The 19,043-nt window shown below is 65.5% G+C and carries 16 protein-coding genes; 5 read left to right on the top strand and 11 right to left on the bottom strand.

The annotated features are described in order from the left end of the window. Positions 1-18: 18 nt before the first annotated feature. From QW868_RS21975 to QW868_RS21965, 3 genes are all read right to left on the bottom strand, one after another. The gene (locus QW868_RS21975) at positions 19-246 is read right to left on the bottom strand and encodes a F0F1 ATP synthase subunit C (protein ID WP_006615622.1); all 228 of its coding nucleotides are present in this window, start codon (positions 244-246) and stop codon (positions 19-21) included. A 40-nt stretch (positions 247-286) separates the two neighbouring features. After that, entirely contained in the window at positions 287-1,030 is a 744-nt protein-coding gene (locus tag QW868_RS21970) for a F0F1 ATP synthase subunit A (protein WP_315735910.1), read from the bottom strand. A gap of 73 nt (positions 1,031-1,103) precedes the next feature. Then, positions 1,104-1,481, bottom strand: coding sequence for an AtpZ/AtpI family protein (locus tag QW868_RS21965; RefSeq protein WP_316231497.1), 378 nt, complete (start codon positions 1,479-1,481; stop codon positions 1,104-1,106). Positions 1,482-1,767: 286 nt separating this feature from the next. Here QW868_RS21965 and QW868_RS21960 point away from each other — a divergent pair, with 286 nt between their 5' ends. The 3 genes from QW868_RS21960 to QW868_RS21950 all read left to right on the top strand — a co-directional run bounded on the left by QW868_RS21960 (position 1,768) and on the right by QW868_RS21950 (position 3,552). Next, complete coding sequence (locus QW868_RS21960; RefSeq protein WP_315778346.1) at positions 1,768-2,391, top strand: 2-hydroxychromene-2-carboxylate isomerase; 624 nt, start codon at positions 1,768-1,770, stop codon at positions 2,389-2,391. Positions 2,392-2,493: 102 nt separating this feature from the next. Next, positions 2,494-3,060: a hypothetical protein gene (locus QW868_RS21955; protein ID WP_315735916.1), complete on the top strand. Its 567-nt coding sequence runs from the start codon at positions 2,494-2,496 to the stop codon at positions 3,058-3,060. A 24-nt stretch (positions 3,061-3,084) separates the two neighbouring features. Continuing rightward, positions 3,085-3,552, top strand: a complete 468-nt coding sequence (locus tag QW868_RS21950) for a secondary thiamine-phosphate synthase enzyme YjbQ (protein WP_315735918.1) — start codon at positions 3,085-3,087, stop codon at positions 3,550-3,552. A 108-nt stretch (positions 3,553-3,660) separates the two neighbouring features. On the opposite strand, the gene QW868_RS21945 is transcribed toward QW868_RS21950, so the two are convergent. Next, positions 3,661-5,331 (bottom strand): MFS transporter, encoded by a 1,671-nt coding sequence (locus QW868_RS21945; protein ID WP_315735921.1) that lies wholly within the window; start codon positions 5,329-5,331, stop codon positions 3,661-3,663. Between the two features lie 352 nt (positions 5,332-5,683). Here QW868_RS21945 and QW868_RS21940 point away from each other — a divergent pair, with 352 nt between their 5' ends. Then, positions 5,684-6,358 (top strand): response regulator transcription factor, encoded by a 675-nt coding sequence (locus QW868_RS21940; RefSeq protein ID WP_315735923.1) that lies wholly within the window; start codon positions 5,684-5,686, stop codon positions 6,356-6,358. Positions 6,359-7,272: 914 nt separating this feature from the next. Continuing rightward, positions 7,273-7,806 (top strand): Imm21 family immunity protein, encoded by a 534-nt coding sequence (locus QW868_RS21935; protein ID WP_316231496.1) that lies wholly within the window; start codon positions 7,273-7,275, stop codon positions 7,804-7,806. A gap of 143 nt (positions 7,807-7,949) precedes the next feature. On the opposite strand, the gene QW868_RS21930 is transcribed toward QW868_RS21935, so the two are convergent. The 7 genes from QW868_RS21930 to QW868_RS21900 all read right to left on the bottom strand — a co-directional run bounded on the left by QW868_RS21930 (position 7,950) and on the right by QW868_RS21900 (position 18,998). Next, positions 7,950-8,252: a HigA family addiction module antitoxin gene (locus tag QW868_RS21930; protein WP_316231495.1), complete on the bottom strand. Its 303-nt coding sequence runs from the start codon at positions 8,250-8,252 to the stop codon at positions 7,950-7,952. 10 nt (positions 8,253-8,262) lie between these two features. Next, positions 8,263-8,547 (bottom strand): type II toxin-antitoxin system RelE/ParE family toxin, encoded by a 285-nt coding sequence (locus QW868_RS21925; RefSeq protein WP_316231494.1) that lies wholly within the window; start codon positions 8,545-8,547, stop codon positions 8,263-8,265. Between the two features lie 122 nt (positions 8,548-8,669). Further along, on the bottom strand, positions 8,670-12,188 hold the full coding sequence (locus QW868_RS21920; protein WP_315735932.1) for a PAS domain-containing hybrid sensor histidine kinase/response regulator: 3,519 nt from the start codon (positions 12,186-12,188) through the stop codon (positions 8,670-8,672). A 427-nt stretch (positions 12,189-12,615) separates the two neighbouring features. Continuing rightward, positions 12,616-13,818, bottom strand: a complete 1,203-nt coding sequence (locus tag QW868_RS21915; RefSeq protein ID WP_315774330.1) for an integrase core domain-containing protein — start codon at positions 13,816-13,818, stop codon at positions 12,616-12,618. Between the two features lie 270 nt (positions 13,819-14,088). Continuing rightward, positions 14,089-15,318, bottom strand: coding sequence for a 5-aminolevulinate synthase (gene hemA, locus QW868_RS21910; RefSeq protein WP_315778420.1), 1,230 nt, complete (start codon positions 15,316-15,318; stop codon positions 14,089-14,091). 209 nt (positions 15,319-15,527) lie between these two features. After that, positions 15,528-16,586, bottom strand: a complete 1,059-nt coding sequence (locus tag QW868_RS21905; protein ID WP_315735936.1) for an MBL fold metallo-hydrolase — start codon at positions 16,584-16,586, stop codon at positions 15,528-15,530. Between the two features lie 273 nt (positions 16,587-16,859). Further along, positions 16,860-18,998, bottom strand: coding sequence for a HAMP domain-containing methyl-accepting chemotaxis protein (locus QW868_RS21900; RefSeq protein WP_316231493.1), 2,139 nt, complete (start codon positions 18,996-18,998; stop codon positions 16,860-16,862). Between the last annotated feature and the right edge of the window lie 45 nt (positions 18,999-19,043).

The raw sequence follows: 19,043 nt of genomic DNA, 5'->3' as shown, positions 1-19,043 counted from the left end.
TGTCCGGCTCAGGCCGTCTTAGACGGCGTACAGCAGGAGCAGCGCGATCAGCAGCGAGAAGATGCCGAGCGCTTCGGTCACCGCGAAGCCGAAAATCAGGTTGCCGAACTGGCCCTGGGCAGCCGACGGATTGCGCAGAGCGGCCGACAGATAGTTGCCGAAGATGATGCCGATGCCGGCACCCGCGCCACCCATGCCGATGCAGGCAATGCCCGCGCCAATGTACTTCGCTGCAACCGGATCCATGAAACGAACTCCTTTGAGGGGTTTGGTAGAGAGGGCCGGATCAGTGGCCCGGATGGATAGCATCGTTGAGATAGATGCAGGTGAGGATCGTGAAGACGTAGGCCTGGAGGAACGCGACCATCAGCTCGAGGCCGGTCAGCGCGACCGTCAGGCCGAGCGGCAGCAGCGCGCCGACCTTGCCGACAAAGCCGAGCGCGCCGAGCATGGTCACGAAGCTCGCGAACACCTTCAGCGTGACGTGGCCGGCCAGCATGTTGGCGAACAGACGGACGCTGTGCGAGATCGGGCGGGAGAAGAAGGAGATGATTTCGATCACGACCACCAGCGGCAGGATCACCGCGGGGATGCCGGACGGCACGAACAGCTTAAAGAACTTCAGGCCGTTCTTGTAGAAGCCGTAGATGATGACCGTCAGGAACACCAAGAGCGCCAGCGAGAAGGTGACGATGATATGGCTGGAGACGGTGAAGGTGTAGGGGATGATGCCGACGATGTTCGAGACGAAGATGAACATGAACAGCGAGAACACCAGCGGGAAGAACGTCATGCCGTGCGAGCCGGCGCTGGTTCTGATGGTGTTGGCGACGAATTCGTAGGACAGCTCGACCACCGACTGGAACCGGCCCGGCACGAGCGCGCGCCCGGCGGCCATCATCATGACGGCGATCAGCACGACCGCGAGCAGCATGTACGCGGACGAGTTGGTGAAGGTGATCTCCTGATTGCCGATATGGCCGATCGTGAAGATCTTGTTGAGATGGAATTGGTGGATCGGATCGATCATCCGCGTGGCGTCTCAGTTGTTCACCGGCCACGCCGGCGCTTTGCAATTCACTCGACGATCTTCCGCGCTGATCTCACTGGCGGGGCCTGTCGGGAGCTATGCCTGCGGATCTCACCACGTTCAACACGCCGGCGGCAAAGCCGAGCAGGAAAAACACGATGAATCCGAAGGGCGATGTCGACAGCAAGCGGTCGAAGCCCCAGCCAAGCAACGCGCCGACGAGGACACCGGCGATCAACTCGGACGACAGTCGCAGGCCACGCGCCATGGCCGAAGCCCGGGCTGCAGTGTCACCGCTGCCGTTTCCAGGTTGATCAGCCCCGATCTTTCGGCCGTCGCGAATTTTGGACAACCGTTGGTCGAGACTTCCGAGCCTTGCGGAAAGCGCAACCTCATCGGGCGACTTGTCGCGATCCTTGTGTCCGCTGCTCTCGTTCGTGTCATCCGCCATGTGCCATCCGCCACGTGTGGAGACCCGACCCGGTGCCGCGAGTTTCAGGAATTAGCGCCCCATCGCCCTTTAAAGCCGGGCGGACCATACTGACCGCATCCCCCCAAGTCAAGATTGCGTGTTGAACTGTTAGATGCCTGAATTTACACGTTTTCTCGGCTTTTTCGTCAGATCGGTCGCGCGTGTCACCGCGCCGCATCAACAGTGTTGTGTGCGGCTGCGATCTTGCACCCGTCAGGACCCGATGATCAGCTCTCGCTGAGCTCCAACCAACACGGGAACCCGCATGGCGCGCCAGATCGACTACTATTTCTCGCTGCAGTCGCCATGGGCCTATATCGGCCACCGGCTGTTCCGCGACATCGCCGCGAGCCACGGGGCGACCGTCAACCTCAAGCCGGTCATGCTGGTGGATCTGTTCGCCGAGACCGGCGGGCTTCCACTGGCCAGGCGCCATCCGGCGCGGCAGCGCTATCGCATCGTCGAGCTGAAGCGGTGGCGCGACAAGCGCGGTCTTGATTTCCACATCCAGCCGAACAACTGGCCCTTCAACGCCCGGCTCGCCGACGGCGTCGTCATCGCGGCGCAGCAGGCCGGCCTCGATCCGGAGCCCTATCTGCAGCGCGCCTTCCCGGCCATCTGGGAGCAGCAGCTCAATCTTGCGGATGCCGAGGTGATCGCCGGCTTGGCCGATGCAGCCGGACTGCCGGGCCGCGATCTCGTGACGCAGGCGGCGACGGACATGGTCGGGGCGGCCTACGAGCAGAACCGGCAGGACGCGATCGCGGCCGACGTGTTCGGCTCGCCGGCCTATGTGCTGGACGGCGAGATCTTCTGGGGGCAGGACCGGCTCGAGCTGCTGGCGGACGCGTTGAAATCCGGTCGCTCCGCCTATACGTCCGAAACATAGGTGCGGCCTGTGGCAGGGGATCGCACCTGGGGCAACGTCATGGCCGCGACACAATGTCGGCGTGCATGGCGGCGGTTGCGAATGCGCCTGGGAGAGCCAGCCATGAGTCTCACGAAGCCCTACCGGCCGCCCCTCCTCGCGCTGCTGGCGTTGAGCTGTCTCGGCGGAGAGGCGTTTGCGGTCGAGGACACCGCGCCTGACGGCGACAAGGGACGCTACACGATGTCGACGACGTCGGATGGCGTGATCCGGCTCGATACGAGGACCGGTGCGGTCTCGATGTGCAACAACAGCGGTGGGTCGGGCTTCGCCTGTTACGCGGTGCCCGATGAGCGCGCCGCGCTGGATGCCGAGATCGGCCGTCTGCAGGCGGAGAATGAAAAGCTCAAGGGCCAGCTCGCGTCGCGCGACCAGAGCATCTCCGGCAAGATCGATGAGCCGCTGCCGAAAGATCAGGCGCTGCCCAAATCCGATCAGTTGAAGAAAGCCGAACCCAAGACGGGGGACAAGCCGGGTGAATCGAAATCCTCCGATGCAACGCGCAAACTCGAGATCCCGCTGCCCAGCGACCAGGACATGGATCGCATGATGGGGTTCCTCGAACAGGCTTGGCGCCGGCTGCTCGACATGGCGACGCGGGTGCAGAAGGACGTCTCGGGCAGGATCTGAGACCGCTTCGAGGAGGCTGAACGCATGCCAGCCAGATCGATGTCGCGCAGCGCGCCCTCGGCGAGCGTCATCAATACGATCGTAACCTCGACTCTGACCGTACAGACTTCGGGCCGCGGCTTCACCGATCTCACGCGCGAGGTCGAGGCGTTCCTGCGTGAAGTATCCGCCAGGGAAGGCGCGGTGACCCTGTTCATTCGCCACACCTCGGCGTCGCTGACGATCCAGGAGAATGCCGATCCCACCGTGCTGCACGATCTCGCCACGGCGCTGGCGCGGCTGGCGCCGGAGAATGCCGGTTGGGTGCACGACACCGAGGGGCCCGACGACATGCCGGCGCACATCAAGACCATGTTGAGCGCGGTCTCGCAGCAGGTGCCGGTGCAGGACGGCCGCATGATGCTCGGCACATGGCAGGCGCTCTATCTGATCGAGCATCGCGCGCGTCCGCATCGGCGCGAGGTGGTGTTGCAGTTCATCGGCGCGGCCTGAGGCCATGAAAGAGAAAATCCCTGGCGCAAAAAGCGGAACGGCCGCGGAGTGATCCGCGGCCGTTCGTCGTTGGAAGCAGATGCGAGCGGGGTGCCGCTCGCCTCGTGATCAATCGGCCTGGATGTCGACGTCCTTGGTCTCCGGCAGGAAGATGAAGCCGACGACCGCGGTGATCACGGCGAACGTGATCGGGTACCACAGGCCGGCATAGATATCGCCGGTCGAGGCCACGATTGCGAAGGCGGTGGCGGGCAGCAGGCCGCCGAACCAGCCGTTGCCGATGTGGTAGGGCAGCGACATCGAGGTGTAGCGGATCTTGGTCGGGAACAGCTCGACCAGCATCGCTGCGATCGGGCCGTAGACCATGGTGACGAAGATCACCAGGATCAGCAGCAGGCCGATGATCGCCGCGACCTGCGGACGGAAGATGTCGAACGGATGCGCCATCTTCACGATCGTCGGGTTGCCGGCCTTCGGATAGCCGGCCTCGCCGATCGCCGCCGTCAGCGCCGGGTTGCTGGTCTTGGCGTCGGTGTAGGGCACTTCCTTGCCGTTGAAGGTAACCTTCACGCCGGAGCCGGCCGGACCGTACACGGTCGAGTACTTGACCGAGGACTGGGCCAGGAAGGCGCGGGCGGTGTCGCAAGGCGCGGTGAAGACGCGGGTACCGACCGGGTTGAACAGGTCGCCGCAACCGGCGGGATCGGCCACCACTTCCACCTTCGTCGCCTCGATCGCCTTCTCCAGCGCCGGGTTGGCGTTGGTGGTGATCATCTTGAAGATCGGGAAGAAGGTCAGCGCCGCGATGAGGCAGCCGCCCATGATGATCGGCTTGCGGCCGATCTTGTCGGACAGCATGCCGAACACGACGAAGAAGCCGGTGCCGAGCAGCAGCGACCAGGCGATCAGCAGGTTGGCGGTGTAGCCGTCGACCTTCAGGATCGATTGCAGGAAGAACAGCGCGTAGAACTGGCCGGTATACCAGACCACGCCCTGGCCCATGGTGGCGCCGATCAGGGCCAGCAGCACGATCTTGGCGTTGCCCCAGTTCGCGAACGCTTCCGTCAGCGGCGCCTTCGAGCTCTTGCCCTCGTCCTTCATCTTCTGGAACACGGGCGACTCGTTGAGGCGCAGACGGATCCAGACGGAGACGCCGAGCAGCAGCACGGACACCAGGAACGGAACGCGCCAGCCCCATTTGGCGAAGTCGGCCTCGCCAATGATGGTGCGGGTGAACAGGATGACCAGCAGCGACAGGAACAGGCCCATCGTCGCCGTGGTCTGGATGAAGGAGGTGTAGTAGCCGCGCTTGCCCATCGGCGCATGCTCGGCGACGTAGGTGGCCGCACCGCCATACTCACCGCCGAGCGCGAGGCCCTGCAGCAGGCGCAGACCGATCAGGATCACCGGTGCGGCGAAGCCGATGGTCTCGGCGTTCGGCAGGATGCCGACGATGAAGGTCGACAGGCCCATGATCAGGATCGTGACCAGGAAGGTGTATTTGCGGCCGACGATGTCGCCGATGCGGCCGAACACGATGGCGCCGAACGGGCGGACCAGGAAGCCGGCGGCGAAGGCCAGCAGCGCGAAGATGTCGCGGGTGGCCGGCGGGTAGGCGCTGAAGAACTGCGCGCCGATGATCGAGGCCAGAGATCCGTAGAGATAGAAGTCGTACCACTCGAACACGGTGCCGAGAGAGGAAGCCAGAATGACGAAGCGTTCGTCCTTCGTCATGCCTCCCGATCTCGCTTGTGTGGCTACCATTGTCGACATCGGCATTCGCTCCCCATGATTGTTGTGATGATGGCTTTCGCCTCCGCATGCCGGACTTGGACGGCGCAGGTCGCGGAGACCTTGGCCTTCAGTAACATTGCAGTGAAACCCGCCCCAATACGACTTTCGGCTCTGCCCTCTGCGGCGCGCGGGAAAGATGGGGACATTGCGGCGGATCAAGTTCGGTGAGCGGCCGTCGCGTTACCGATGTTGCGTTGCACAAGGTTCGGATTAACCGCCTTCCCTGCAAGTGGAATTGGACGCTTGCATGCAACCGGTGGCCGGGCGAGTATTTCCGGAAAACCGGGCGCGTGCAGTTGCAGCATGTCGTCGGTCTCGCAAGGTCAAATCTGGATTCATGGCGGCTGCCAGCACCCATCTCGTCATTGCCGATGATCATCCGCTGTTCCGCAACGCTTTGCGGCAGGCGGTCGCGAGCGTGCTCGCGGAGGCCGTGGTCGACGAGGCCGGTTCGTTCGAGGACCTCACCGCACTGCTGGAAAAGGATTCCGATGTCGATCTCGTACTTCTCGACCTCACCATGCCCGGCATCTCCGGCTTCTCGGGCCTGATCTATCTGCGCGCGCAATATCCGGCGATCCCGGTGGTCATCGTGTCGGCGAGCGATGACGGCGCGACGATCCGCCGCTCGCTCGATTTCGGCGCGTCCGGCTTCATTCCGAAACGGTTCGGCGTCGATACGCTGCGTGATGCCATCAAGAAGGTGATGGACGGCGACGTCTGGGTGCCGCCCGACACCGACCTCGCCGCCGGGGCCGATCCGGAGATGACGAAGCTGCGCGACCGGCTGGTCACCTTGACCCCGCAACAGGTGCGTGTGCTGATGATGCTGTCGCAGGGCCTCCTCAACAAGCAGATCGCCTACGAGCTCGGCGTCTCCGAGGCGACCATCAAGGCGCATGTCTCGGCCATCCTGCAGAAGCTCGGTGTCGAGAGCCGGACCCAGGCCGTGATCGCCGCCGCGAAGATCGCGGGCAGCGCCTGGCGGCAGGATACGCCGACGGGGAAGTGACGGGCTGATCATCTCCATGGGCACGCTGCGCATGGCAATGTGCAGCTCCGGTCGCGGGGCTGGACCCTCTCCAAGAACACGCCAAGAATGTGTTCTTGGCGTATTCTTGGTCCGGCGTGCAGCGCCGCGCTCGGCGCCAAACCCTCATGGTGAGGAGCGCCGCGCCGCATGCAGCCTGATGCGAGGCGAGACTGCATCGGGCGCGGCGCGTCTCGAACCATGAGGCCACCGAAGCCAAGGTCCGGGCCTCGCCCTTCGAGACGCGCGCCTCGGGGCGCGCTCCTCAGGGTGAGGAGTGGCATCGTCGGCGAGAGATGCAAGGCCGCAGCCGAACGGGAAACCCAAGTCATCTAGTAGGTCCATCGCGACACACCTTCTCAGCCTCGCGGCGCATATTGCGTCCGAGTCTTGCTGGTCAATCGCCCCCTTCAAGACAGAGGGCGCAGGGAAGGCCGGGCGCTGGCCGCGCCCGTGGCCCGCCTGCAGAAAAAAAGCAGGCGGCAGTCACCACAGGTCTGGCCGAAACACCCGGCCTTCCCTGCGCGATGGCTTTAACGGCTGCTCCGCGCTCTCCTCGGGGACCGGCTTTCTTGCCCCCGTCATCCGCAACACCGTCGTCGCGGATTTGGCATCAGCAACGGGATGCCAGGACCACACGGCTTGACCGTGCGCGCCGGATCGTTCGTCGGCATGCCAAAGCACGCTGCGACCCGACGCGCCCACCGCATCCCGCACCCCACGTTCGTGACGATCGCGAAGCGCCCCTCATGGCGGGCACGGGATGGCGCGGCTCGTAGCATGATTTCTGGAAAAAAGAAACAAGAATCTTGGTGGGCTTGATCGAACCGGCAGCTCCGCTTGGCCAGCGGAAAAAATCTGCTATCTCTCGGCCTATGAACCGAACTCGCACTTGGATGGACACGGCCGGCGGCCCCCACCTGCTGATCCCGGAGGAGCAACTGCCACATTGGCGAGGCATCGAGGGATGGCGCAATCACGAAGACCCGGAGGACCAAAGTGACTATGCGCGTGCATGTAGGGTGACGAACTGGTTGGGATTGATCGTCTGCGGCGATGGATCCGCTGTTGTGTTGTCGGGCGATGTCGGTGACGTGGCATGGTACGCGGATGACCAGGACGACCGAGGTTTTCTCGTTCAATGGATCGGCGTGGACGACGAGGGGCTGATCGATCTTGCATTGCGGATGCCACAATTGCGAGACGGTCTCTGCGGTTCAGACGCTGAGTGGATTCAATTTGAGACCGGTACGTCCGGGGTCATGTGGCTGATCGATGCAGCCGATCGAGGCAATGATCTTCGTGGCAACTATCTGATCCTGGCGTTACGGCCAGGAAGATATCTCGCGAGAGCCGCTGACTGCGAGTCTCCCGGGCTCGCGATTGTCGTCCGAGAGATTCGCTGGATCAGCCAATTGACTCCGCTGTAAGACGCGGGCGGCGGCTGGCGGCCCCCGAGTAGGTGCCGTTCCAGCATGACCCCAAGTGACGAAGATGCTGTGTTTGGTAGAGTGTCTGTCATTCCGACCGCTGCGGGTAGAGGTCCCTCCGGACCGCGCCGCACAGCGCGGCATTAGCCGGCCTGCGTCCGAACTCCTGCGCGGGTCGGCAGCTTCTTCACGGCATCGCCAACTTCCAGCTGCGCTAGCCGTAATTCGTAGATCTTCTGCAAGTTGAGCCAGAAATCGGGGCTACTTCCAAACCAATGGCCGAGGCGCAAAGCAGTGTCGGCCGTAATGCCACGCTGCCCATTCATGATCGCGGTGATCCGGTTCACGGGTACATCAAGCTGACGCGATAACTCTGCGGCTGACATCCCGAGCTCATCGAGTTCTTCAGCGAGATGAACGCCCGGATGAAGGGGGGTGCGTGCCATGACGTGTCTCCTAGTGATAGTCGACAATCTCGACATTGACCGGACCGGGCGAGCCAGGCGGCCATTCGAAGCATATCCGCCATTGATCATTGATGCGGATGCTGAACTGGCCCTGCCGATCGCCCTTGAGTGCCTCAAGCCGGTTGCCGGGCAGGGCGGCAAGATCCTTCAAGCTCGTAGCGGCTTCAAGTCGATCGAGTCGTATCTCCGCCTGCCGGGCGAAGCCGGAGAATTCCTTGACGACATCGCCATTGGCGAAGCGCTCGGTTCTCCTGTCCCGGTAGCCGACGATCATGGGAAACAATCTAGCGCCAATTACGAGATACGTAAAGCGTAAAGATCGTCCAAAGCGACGTGGCGCCCGGTGATGATCTCGCGAGAATGAAGGAGTGGACTGTTGCGTACGGAGCGCTCACGCTACTCCGCCGCCACCATCTGCTGGATCCGCCACTGGCCGAGCAGCGCCCGCAGCGACGCCGGCTTCAGCGGCTTGTTGAGCACGGCGATGTTGTCGTCGCGGGCGGCGGCGCGGACGTGGGGGCTGCGGTCGGCGGTGATCAGGATCGCGGGCAGCGCCTCATTGAAGCGGCGGCGGATGTCGCGGATGGCGGCGATGCCGTTGCCGCGGTCGAGGTGATAGTCGACGAGCAGGCCGGTGACGGCGCCGTCGCGTGCCGCGATCGCCTCCACCGCGGACTCCGGATCGGGGACGGCGATCACCTCGGCGTCCCACGCCGTCAGCAGGGTCTTCATGCCGTCGAGGATCGCGGGATCGTTCTCGATGCAGACGATCAGGGCGCCCGCGATCGGCGTCGTTGCCAGCGGGGTCGCGGTGGTGACGGCGGCGGTGTGGTTGATCGCCTTGGCGATCGGCACCGTCACTGAGAACACCGAGCCGCGGCCGGGTCGCGAGTCCAGCGCAATGCCGTGATTGAGCACACGCGCGATGCGCTCGACGATCGACAGCCCCAAGCCGAGGCCGCGCGCGATCCGCGCGCCCTGCTCGAGGCGGTGGAATTCCTTGAAGATCTCGCCACGCTTGACCGGGGGGATGCCGACGCCGGTGTCGTAGACGCCGATCTGCAGCGACTGCCCGTGGCGGCGGCAGCCGACCAGCACGCGGCCCTTGGGCGTGTACTTGATGGCGTTGGAGATGAAGTTCTGCAGCAGCCGGCGCAGCAGCAGGCGGTCGGATTCGACCGGCAGCGACGACGGCACGAACACCAGCTCCAGACCCTTGGCGCGCGCGGCCGGCGCGAACTCGATCTCCAGCGAGCGCATCAGGTCGGCCATCTTGAAGCTCGAGATCGAGGGCGTCATCGCGCCGGCGTCGAGCCGGGAGATGTCGAGCAACGCGCCGAGAATCTCCTCGATCGCCTCGAGCGAGTCGTCGATGTTCTCGACCAGGCGCGAATCCTCGCCCGCCGTCTGCCGCTCGACCAGGCTCGTCACGTAGAGCCGCGCCGCGTTCAGCGGCTGCAGAATGTCGTGGCTGGCGGCGGCGAGGAAGCGCGTCTTGGAGATGTTGGCGTCCTCGGCGGCGCTCTTGGCCAGCGCCAACTCCGAGTTCAGCCTTGTCAGCTCCTCGGTGCGGTCGCGCACGCGCTTCTCCAAGGTCGCATTGGCGCGCTCCAGCGCTTCGGCGGCCTCGAACGAGGGCGTCACGTCGGTAAAGGTGATGACGAGGCCGCCATCCGGCATGCGGTTGGTGCGGACCTCGATCACCATGTGGCGGTCGGCGAGGCGTTCCAGATAAGGCTCGCCCTCGGTGGTGTAGGCGGCGAGTCGGCGCGCCAGCAGCGCCTCGCTGTCCTCATAGGTCGGCGCGCCGATCGTGCCCATGAATTCGAGGATTTCCTTCAACGGGCTGCCGATCTGCACCAGATCCGGCGGCAGCCCGAGCAGGTCGACGAACTGGCCGTTGGAGCAGATCAGTTGCAGGTCGGCGTCGAACACCGCGATGCCCTGGCGCACGTGGTTGAGCGCGGTCTGCAGGATCTCGCGGTTGAAATGCAGCGCGGCGTGGGAATCGTCGAGCAGCTTCAAGGCGGCCTTGGCCGACACCGTGCGCTTGCGCAACAGCAGCGACATCACGAGGCGCGACGACGCCGCGCCAATCGAGGAGGCGATCAGGTGCTCGGCATGGCGCAGCAGCTCGAAATCGGCCGGCGCGGCCGGATCGAGCGGAAGGTTGCGCTGGGCGGCGAACGCCTCGAACGAGGCGCGGGCGCGGTCGGGACCGAGATATTGGCCGACCGTGCTCTGGATGTCCTGCACCGTCACGGTCGAGCGCCAGCGCCGGAAGCTCGGCGCACTCGGCGTCAGCTCGGCCGGTACGAAGATGTCGGCCTGCAAGAGCTCGATCGACGACGGCTGCCGCGCCAGCGACAGCACGATGTAGGTCAAGAGATTGAGCGACAGGCTCCACAGCACGCCATGCAGCAGCGGCGGCAGATCGGTGCCGAGCAGCGCCTGCGGCCTGAGTGCCTCCAGCCCGAACGGGCCGTGCTGGAGAAACAGGATGCCCGCGGTCGAGGTGTCCAGGAAGCTCGGGATGAACAGCGTGTAGAGCCAGACGGCGAAGCCGACCAGCATGCCGCCCATGGCGCCGCGCGCGGTCGCGCGCCGCCAGAACAGACCGCCGAAGAAGCTCGGCGCGAGCTGGGCGATGGCGGCGAACGACAGCAGACCGATCGCGGCGAGCTGGGTGTTGCCGAGCGCGCGGTAGTAGAAATAGGCCATCACCATGATGGCGAAGATCGCGATGCGGCGGGTGCCGAGCAGGAAGCCCGCGAAGTCGCGGCCGATCTCGCGCTGCTCCTGACGCTGCAGCACCAGCGGCACGACGATGTCGTTGCAGACCATGATCGACAGCGCCACGCATTCGACGATCACCATCGCGGTCGCCGCCGACAATCCGCCGACGAAGACGAGGATCGACAGCCATTGCGAATTGGCCTCGATCGGCAACGCCAGCACATACATGTCGCTGTCGACGGCGCCGAACGGGAAGGTGACGAGGCCGGCGAGCGCGATCGGAATCACGAACAGATTGATCGCGACCAGATAGAGCGGGAACAGCCAGCGCGCGCGCGACACCTCGGCGTCGTCGGCGTTCTCGACCACGCTGACATGGAACTGGCGCGGCAGCAGCATCGCGGCGCAGAACGACAGCAGGGTCATGGTGAGGAAATTGCCGATGCCCGGCACATATTCCAGCGCGCGCTCGGCCTCCGGCGATTTCATCGCGCGCTCGATCAGCTCGACCGGCGAGAACATCCAGAAGGTGACGAAGGCGCCGGCGGCGATGAAGGCGACGAGCTTGATGATCGACTCGGTCGCGACCGCCAGCATCAGGCCATGCTGATGCTCGGTGGCGTCGGTCTGTCGCGTGCCGAACAGCACCGCGAAGACGGCCATCGCGAGCGTGACCATCAGCGCCATGTCGCCGACGATCGGGATGTGGGCGAAGGCGCGGTCGTCGATCAGGATGGTCTGCAGCGAGGAGGCGACGGCCTTGAGCTGCAGCGCGATATAGGGCACCGAGCCGATGATCGCGATCAGCGCCACCGTTGCTGCGACCGCCTGGCTCTTGCCGTAGCGGGCGCCGATCAGGTCGGCCACGGACGTGATGTTCTGCGACTTGGCGAGCTGGATCACCCGGCGCAGCAGCGGCGTGCAGGCGCCGACCATCAGGATCGGCCCGAGATAGATCGCGAGGAAGTCGACGCTGGTGCGCGAGGCGAAGCCGACCGAGCCGAAGAAGGTCCAGGAGGTGCAGTAGATCGCCAGCGACAGCGGGTAGATCAGCCCAGCCAGCCGACCACGGCTCTCCGCCGGCCGCCGCTCTCCGGCCCGGTTGCCGCGGCTGGCGACCAGGAACAGGAAGCCGATGTAGCCGAACGCGGCTGCGATCACGCCCCAGTCATGCAGCATGGCCTTCGCGAACTCCTCGATCGCTGCGCCCCGTGAATTGGCTGCGAACTTAGCGCTTTGCGAGAGGCGGGGCGATAGGGATGTGGCGAGGGACGCAGGGAACGAGGAGGCGTCGTTAAGGGCGGCGCGATGTATCGCTTCGACGGCGGCGGTCCGTTCCATATCCAGACGGATCGGTGGAGTCGTGACGATCTGAGCCCGTGTCTCGCGGCGTGGCCGGTCAGCTCCCCTCCCCCTTGCGGGGAGGGGTTGGGGGTGGGGGGCCCCGGGCACTGAATTGAATTAGACGCGCGCCTCGGCCTTATCGTCAGCAGCTGGACTCTTCGCTCCTTTAGAGAGCTCAGGCTGTCTCATGGAGAGCGGGACTCGTGACCGACCGGGTTGATCCCTGACATTTTGGACCGGGCTGATCCCTGACACTATTCGATCACTGCTGTGTTGTCTCCGCCGTTTCCTGCGCGACGCGGAGCCGCGCACGCGGCGGAGCAAAGCGCAGGAAACGGCGGTCGCGGTCGATCAGCCCGAGGTCTCGGCCCCAGAAGCGGACGATGTGGCCGCCGGTATCGTGCTTGGCGAGGCCGATGAGTTCGCCGGCGAGCGCTTCGCCAACGAAGACGTGCTCGCCTTGCCATTTGATGTCCCCGGTGGGACGCACGCGGCGGACCTCGTGATCGGCGTCGTACCAGGGATCATCGAGACGGTCTGGCATGAAGCGCACCGGCCTGCGCCAGAGCTTGACGGGGGCCACCTGGTCGAGCGCCTCGTGCGGCCGCTCCTCGTTGAAGTGGCGGCGAAAGGCGTCGAAGCGTCGCTGCTGCTCGGCGGCCGTGTCTGCCGGTGGCTTCGACGTCTCGGCCTTCAGCGTGCGGTGCATGCGCTCGTGCCGGCCGTTGTCCTGCGGGCTCGCTGGTGGGATGTAGCGTGGCTCGATGCCGAGCTTGAGCCACCACACCGAGAGCGCCGAAAGGCCGCCAGCTCCCGTCGATCCGAACGGTACTCCATTGTCGGAGCGGATCGCGTCGGGAAGGCCGATATCCTTGAAAACGCGCTCCAGAGCGCCCTTCACGCCAGCCCAGGTCGGATCGACAATGCGCACCTCGATGAGATAGCGGCTCGCCGCATCGGTGATGGTGAGCGGATCGCAGCGCGTGCCATCGCCAGTGCGGAACCAGCCTTTGAAGTCGATCGCCCACTCGTCATTGGGGCCCTCCGCCGGCGTGATCAGCTCGCCTTGCGCGATCGCCCGACGTCGGCGTGGCCGCGCTTCGACCAGGCCTTCACGCTTCAGGAGGTCGCCGATCGTCGAGGCCGCCGGCCAGTCGACCTCCGGCCGCTCGCGCGCGAGCCAGGCCTTGATCTTCTTGGGGCCAAAATGCGGAAACCGTCGTCGTGTTGCGATGATGCGCCGTGCCAGCCGGTCCGCTGTGGCGTGCGGGCAGTTCTGCACGGCGTGGCTCTTCTCCTCGAACCACTGCGGATCCCCGCTCGCGCGGCGGCGCTCCCAAACGTAGAACGTCTCCCGGCTGATGCCGTGCCGCGCGCACAGCTCCGTCACCGAAAAAGCTCCCGTGTCGTACTCCCGAAACAACCCGATACGCTGCTCCACAGGACTGCTCTCCCTGAAAGGCATCGACCGATCCTCCTTCGAATCGGACGAAGCTTGCCTGTCAGGAATCAACCCGGTCTGAATTGTCAGGACTCAGCCCGGTTCATACCCTCGTGGACCCCCACCCCCGACCCCTCCCCGCAAGGGGGAGGGGAGCGCAGTGGCGCGTGAGGTGATCGCGTAGCCAGCTCAGCCGCGGGCGCGCGTAGCCCGGATGAGCGGAGCGATATCCGGGGTCCTATGAGCTGCCGAGGCGAACCCGGGTGTCGCTGCGCTCACCCGGGCTACGAAGGGCTACTCCGCCGCCATCGCCTTCTTGTGCAGCGAAAGGCCCAGCCGTTCCCAGACCTGCAGCAGGGCCTCGGCGAGGCGGTCGATCAGGCCGTCGTCGTGATAGGGCGAGGGCGTGATGCGCAGGCGCTCGGCGCCCTTGGCGACGGTCGGGTAGTTGATCGGCTGGATGTAGATGCCGTGCTCTTCCAGCAGCAGGTCGGAGGCCTGCTTGCACTTCTCGGGATCGCCGACGAACAGCGGCACGATGTGGGTGTCGTTGGTCATCACCGGCAGGCCGGCGGCGTTGAGGATCGCCTTCACCCGAGCGGCGCGGTCCTGGTGGCGCTCGCGCTCCCAGCTCGACGATTTCAGGTGCTTGATCGCAGCCGTGGCGGCCGAGCAGATCGGCGGCGGCAGCGCGGTCGTGAAGATGAAGCCCGGCGCATAGGAGCGCACGGCATCGATGATCTCGCCCTTGGCGGCGATGTAGCCGCCGAGGCAGCCGAACGCCTTGGCGAGGGTGCCTTCGAGGATGTCGATGCGGTGCATGACGCCGTCGCGCTCGGCGATGCCGCCGCCGCGCGGGCCGTACATGCCGACCGCATGCACCTCGTCGACATAGGTCATCGCGTTGTAGCGCTCGGCGAGATCGCAGATCGCCGCCAGCGGCGCGACGTCGCCGTCCATCGAATACAGGCTCTCGCAGGCGATCAGCTTCGGCCGGTTCGGGCCGGCCGCGATCAGGAGCTCTTCGAGATGGCCGAGGTCGTTGTGGCGCCAGATCTGGCGCTCGCAGCCGGACTGGCGCACGCCCTCGATCATCGAATTGTGGTTCAGCGCGTCCGACAGGATCAGGCAGTCGGGGATCAGCTTGGCGAGCGTGGCGATGCCGGTCTGGTTGGAGACATAACCGGAGGTGAACAGCAGAGCCGCTTCCTTGCCGTGGAGGTCGGCGAGTTCGGCCTCGAGCTGCACCAGGGGATGATGGGTTCCGGCGATGTTGCGGGTGCCGCCGGCGCCGGTGCCGACGCGGGTCGCGGTCTCGACCATCGCGCCGACCACCTTCGGGTGCTGGCCCATGCCGAGATAGTCGTTGGAGCACCAGATCACGACATTGCGTGGTCCGCTCGGCGAGTGCCAGGTCGCATGCGGGAACCGGCCGGCGATGCGTTCGAGATCGGCGAAGACACGGTAGCGACGCTCATCATGCAGGCGACCGAGGGCGGCACTGAAGTACTGGCTGTAGTCCATCACGAAACCCGAACTGGCGCGCTGCAGTGCAGCACCTGAAGTGAAAACCTCGCGGCATGCGTGGCGTGAGGTCTTCTTAGAGCGTTTCCAGAGCCGCTGTCGAGCCGGAATCCCACGGCGGGAATTGGGCGATTTGTCCAAGGGAGGAGTGATCTCGGCCGAACGGCGCCCGGATTGCGGCGACGCGGCGGCGGCACAGCTCCGCGGCCTCAGGTGGTGCGATAATGCAGCACGCCGTCGACATCCTGGCCGGTCAGCCGACCCTCGACCAGCATGTAGTTGACGTGGGCGATCAGCTCGCCGGCGGCAAAGCCCATCTGGTGCGGGTCGAGCACGTGCTTGTGGAACACGACCGGCACGAGCTGCGCCGAGGTCTTCGGCTCGTCGCGGCAGGCGTCCGCGATCATCCGGCAGCGCTCCTCGTGGTGGTCGGCGAGCTGCTTGATGCGCGTCTTCAGCCCGTAGAACGGCACGCCATGGCCTGGCAGCACCAGCACGTCATAGGGCAGGGTGGTGGTGAGGCTCGCCAGCGAAGCCAGATATTCGCCGAGCGAGTTCTGGTCGGGCTCGACCGCCCAGACGCTGACATTGGGCGAGATCTTGCTCAGCACCTGGTCGGCGGACAGGAACAGCTTGTCGGCGGCACAATACAGCATGACCTGGTCGAGCGCGTGGCCGCCGCCGGTGATGACCTTGAAGCGCCGGCTGCCGATCTGGATCTCGTCGCCATGGGAGATGCGGCGGTAAGAGGCCGGCAGCACCGAGACGCGCTGCAGATATTCCTGGCCGCGGCCGAGCAGCTTGTCGGTCAGGGTCTCGTCCATGCCGTGGCGGCGGAAGAACAGCCGCTGGGCATCGCGGCGCTCCTCGGTGCCGCGGTTCTGGTGATAGACCGACTGCAGGTACTCGACCTGCGACATCACCAGCGGGCAGTTGAAGCGCTCGACGATCCAGCCGGCGAGCCCGACATGGTCGGGATGCGAATGCGTCACGATCAGCCGGCTGATCTTGACGTGTTTGAGCGGACCATCGAGCAGCCGCGTCCAGGCGGCGATCGACTCCTCGTTGCCGAAGCCTGAGTCCACCGCGACCCAGCCGTCGCCATCGGCGAGCAGATAGATGTTCACATGGTTGAGGCGGAACGGCAGCTTCAGGCGCAGCCACAGCACGCCGGGCGCGACCTCGACGACCTGGTCCTCACCGGGATGCTGCTCCCAGGGATAGCGCAGGGCTTCGGCGGAGGAGTGAACGGTGTCTGTCTTCGTCATGCCTCATCGATTAACGGCCGCTGCGGGCGAGCGCCAGCCGAAAAACACATGGCTGGACGGCATTCCGGGGTACGGAAGGTGCTTCGGGTCGCGCCAGCATGACCTGCCTCGACGCCTTCTGCTTCGCCACGCCCCATCATTCCGGGGCGAGGCCGCAGGCCTCGAACCCGGAATCTCGAGATTGTCCTGCGCTCATAAGCTCGAGATTCCGGGTTCAATCGCCAATGCGTAAAGCGCATTGACGATTGTCCCGGAATGACCGGCGAGTAGCAACTACGCCGCCCTTATGTTGGTCAGGAACGAATCGACCTCGGCGCGCAAGGTGTCGGCCTCGCGGCGCAGCGCCTCCGAGGCGCTGAGCACCTCGTTGGCGGAGGTGCCGGCCTGGGCCGAGGCGCTGGAGACGCCGGTGATGTTGTTGGAGACCTCGGTGGTGCCGGAGGCCGCCTGCTGGATGTTGCGGGCGATCTCGTGCGTCGCGGTGCCCTGCTGCTCGACGGCGGCGGCGATCGCGGTGGTGACGTTGTCGATCTCGGCGATGGTCTCGCCGATGTTGCGGATCGCCGACACGGCCGACGAGGCGACCTGCTGCATGCCTGCGATCTGGGTGCGGATCTCGTCGGTGGCCTTGGCGGTCTGGCTCGCCAGGCTCTTCACCTCCTGCGCGACCACCGCGAAGCCGCGGCCGGCCTCGCCCGCGCGCGCCGCCTCGATGGTGGCGTTGAGCGCGAGCAGGTTGGTCTGCGAGGCGATCGCCTGGATCAGGTCGACGACGACGCTGACGCGGCTCGCATTGTCGGCGAGTCCCTGCATCGTCGAGTCGGTGGCGCCGGCTTCCTCGACCGCCTTCTTGGCGATCTGGGCCGAGGTCACGACCTGGCGGCTGATCTCCGCGATCGACGACGACAACTGCTCGGTGCCGGCCGACACGGTCTGGACGTTGACCGAGGTCTCCTCGGCAGCCGCCGCGACCGCATTGACCAGCGAGTTGGACTGGTCGGCGGTCTGCGACATGCTCTGCGCGGTCGCCTGCATGGCCGTGGCGGAGTTCTGCAGCGTGCCGAGGGCGCTGCGCACCGTCGCCTCGAACGCGGCGATCTGCGCCTCCATGCGCGCGGCGCGCTCGGCCTTGGCGGCATTCTCGCGGTCCTGCTCGGCGGCCAGGGTACGGGCACGGACCATGTTGTCGCGGAACACCTGCAGGGTGTCGACCATCGCGCCGATCTCGTCGCGCTGCTTCGAGGCCGCAATCTCGGTGTCGAGATCGCCGCTCGACAGCGTCTGCATCGCCTGCTGCAGCCGCTTGATCCGGCGCAGGATGTTGCCGCCGACATAGAGCCAGACGAACAGCACCGAGCCGAGCAGCGTGGCTGCGCCGGCACCGACCATGCCGAGCGTTGCCAGCTCGATGTCACGGCCCGCCGTGCTGGTGGCGCTTTCGGTCGACTTGCGCACGCCTTCGACGAGCTGCTGCACGCTGATGTCGAGACCGACATTGAGCTTGCGCGTCTCCTCCAGCACGGTCTGCCCGTAATCGTTGGCGTCGAGCTCCTTCTCGCGCGTCTTGAACACGCGGGCCTTGCCCTCGCCGAGTGCGGCGAGCTTCAGCGCGGCATCGTGGATTGCCTTGGTGCTGCGGCCGGTCGGCAGCAATTCGAAATTGGATTTGAGCTGCGCCACCGCCTCCTTGAACTGCCGCTCGATCGTCTCCAGCGTGTCGCTGTCGTTGGCCGAGAGCGCGGCGGCCATCTGCGCCACCAGCAGGTTGCCGGACGCGATCACGTTGCCGAGCTGCTCGACGAACCGTGCGGCCGCCGTTGCGTCGTCTGCCGACACCTCGGCTGCGCCGAGCACGGCGTTGAGCTGCGTCTGGGCATCCAGCATCGGCTCGTTGGCGGCGGCAGTGAAGTCCGCCTGCGCCTTGCGCAGCGCGTCATACTGCTTGTTGTGCAGGGCCGCGACTTCGAGACGCTCGCGTGCGGCCGACACCAGGCTCTGATTGGCCTCGTTGATGTTCTTGATGGTCTCGGCGAGCGGCGCCACCACGCTCTTCGCGGCGCCGAGCGCGCTGATCTCGCTCAGGCGCTCCTGCGTGGTCTTCTGGATCTCCTGCATCTTCTTCAGGCGATCGTTGAGCGCGTCCTCGCTCTGGGACTGCAGCAGCGCCGGGCCGAGGCTGGCCAGGCCGGAGCTCTGCGCCAGCAATTGCAGGCTCGAGGTGAGGCGCGGGATCTCGCGGTCCGAGAGCTCGACCATGGTGCCGCCGACGTGTCGCAGCATCAGTCCCGCAGCGACGCTGATCGCGATCGCCATGCCGGCGATCACTGCGAAGGCTGCGAACAGGCTGCCGCGGACGCCCCATCCAGGTCGCAGGACTCCGAGCACCCTGCTGAAGCTGAACCGAATCGCCATCTCTGGTGTCCCCCGATATGCACTACTTGGAGCTGTTGCTTGCAG

The organism is Bradyrhizobium sp. SZCCHNR1051, assembly GCF_032489615.1.
GTDB lineage: Bacteria > Pseudomonadota > Alphaproteobacteria > Rhizobiales > Xanthobacteraceae > Bradyrhizobium.
Note: the sequence above shows the minus strand (reverse complement) of the source record. Positions and strands in the feature narration are given on the sequence as shown.

Coding starts and splice junctions, on each gene's coding strand:
- hemA (WP_315778420.1), bottom strand. CDS start 15,318: ATGGACTACAGCCAGTACTTCAGTGCCGCCCTCGGTCGCCTGCATGAT.
- QW868_RS21960 (WP_315778346.1), top strand. CDS start 1,768: ATGGCGCGCCAGATCGACTACTATTTCTCGCTGCAGTCGCCATGGGCC.
- QW868_RS21900 (WP_316231493.1), bottom strand. CDS start 18,998: ATGGCGATTCGGTTCAGCTTCAGCAGGGTGCTCGGAGTCCTGCGACCT.
- QW868_RS21940 (WP_315735923.1), top strand. CDS start 5,684: ATGGCGGCTGCCAGCACCCATCTCGTCATTGCCGATGATCATCCGCTG.
- QW868_RS21975 (WP_006615622.1), bottom strand. CDS start 246: ATGGATCCGGTTGCAGCGAAGTACATTGGCGCGGGCATTGCCTGCATC.
- QW868_RS21935 (WP_316231496.1), top strand. CDS start 7,273: ATGGACACGGCCGGCGGCCCCCACCTGCTGATCCCGGAGGAGCAACTG.
- QW868_RS21915 (WP_315774330.1), bottom strand. CDS start 13,818: ATGCCTTTCAGGGAGAGCAGTCCTGTGGAGCAGCGTATCGGGTTGTTT.
- QW868_RS21965 (WP_316231497.1), bottom strand. CDS start 1,481: ATGGCGGATGACACGAACGAGAGCAGCGGACACAAGGATCGCGACAAG.
- QW868_RS21945 (WP_315735921.1), bottom strand. CDS start 5,331: ATGCCGATGTCGACAATGGTAGCCACACAAGCGAGATCGGGAGGCATG.
- QW868_RS21970 (WP_315735910.1), bottom strand. CDS start 1,030: ATGATCGATCCGATCCACCAATTCCATCTCAACAAGATCTTCACGATC.
- QW868_RS21905 (WP_315735936.1), bottom strand. CDS start 16,586: ATGACGAAGACAGACACCGTTCACTCCTCCGCCGAAGCCCTGCGCTAT.
- QW868_RS21950 (WP_315735918.1), top strand. CDS start 3,085: ATGCCAGCCAGATCGATGTCGCGCAGCGCGCCCTCGGCGAGCGTCATC.
- QW868_RS21955 (WP_315735916.1), top strand. CDS start 2,494: ATGAGTCTCACGAAGCCCTACCGGCCGCCCCTCCTCGCGCTGCTGGCG.
- QW868_RS21925 (WP_316231494.1), bottom strand. CDS start 8,547: ATGATCGTCGGCTACCGGGACAGGAGAACCGAGCGCTTCGCCAATGGC.
- QW868_RS21920 (WP_315735932.1), bottom strand. CDS start 12,188: ATGCTGCATGACTGGGGCGTGATCGCAGCCGCGTTCGGCTACATCGGC.
- QW868_RS21930 (WP_316231495.1), bottom strand. CDS start 8,252: ATGGCACGCACCCCCCTTCATCCGGGCGTTCATCTCGCTGAAGAACTC.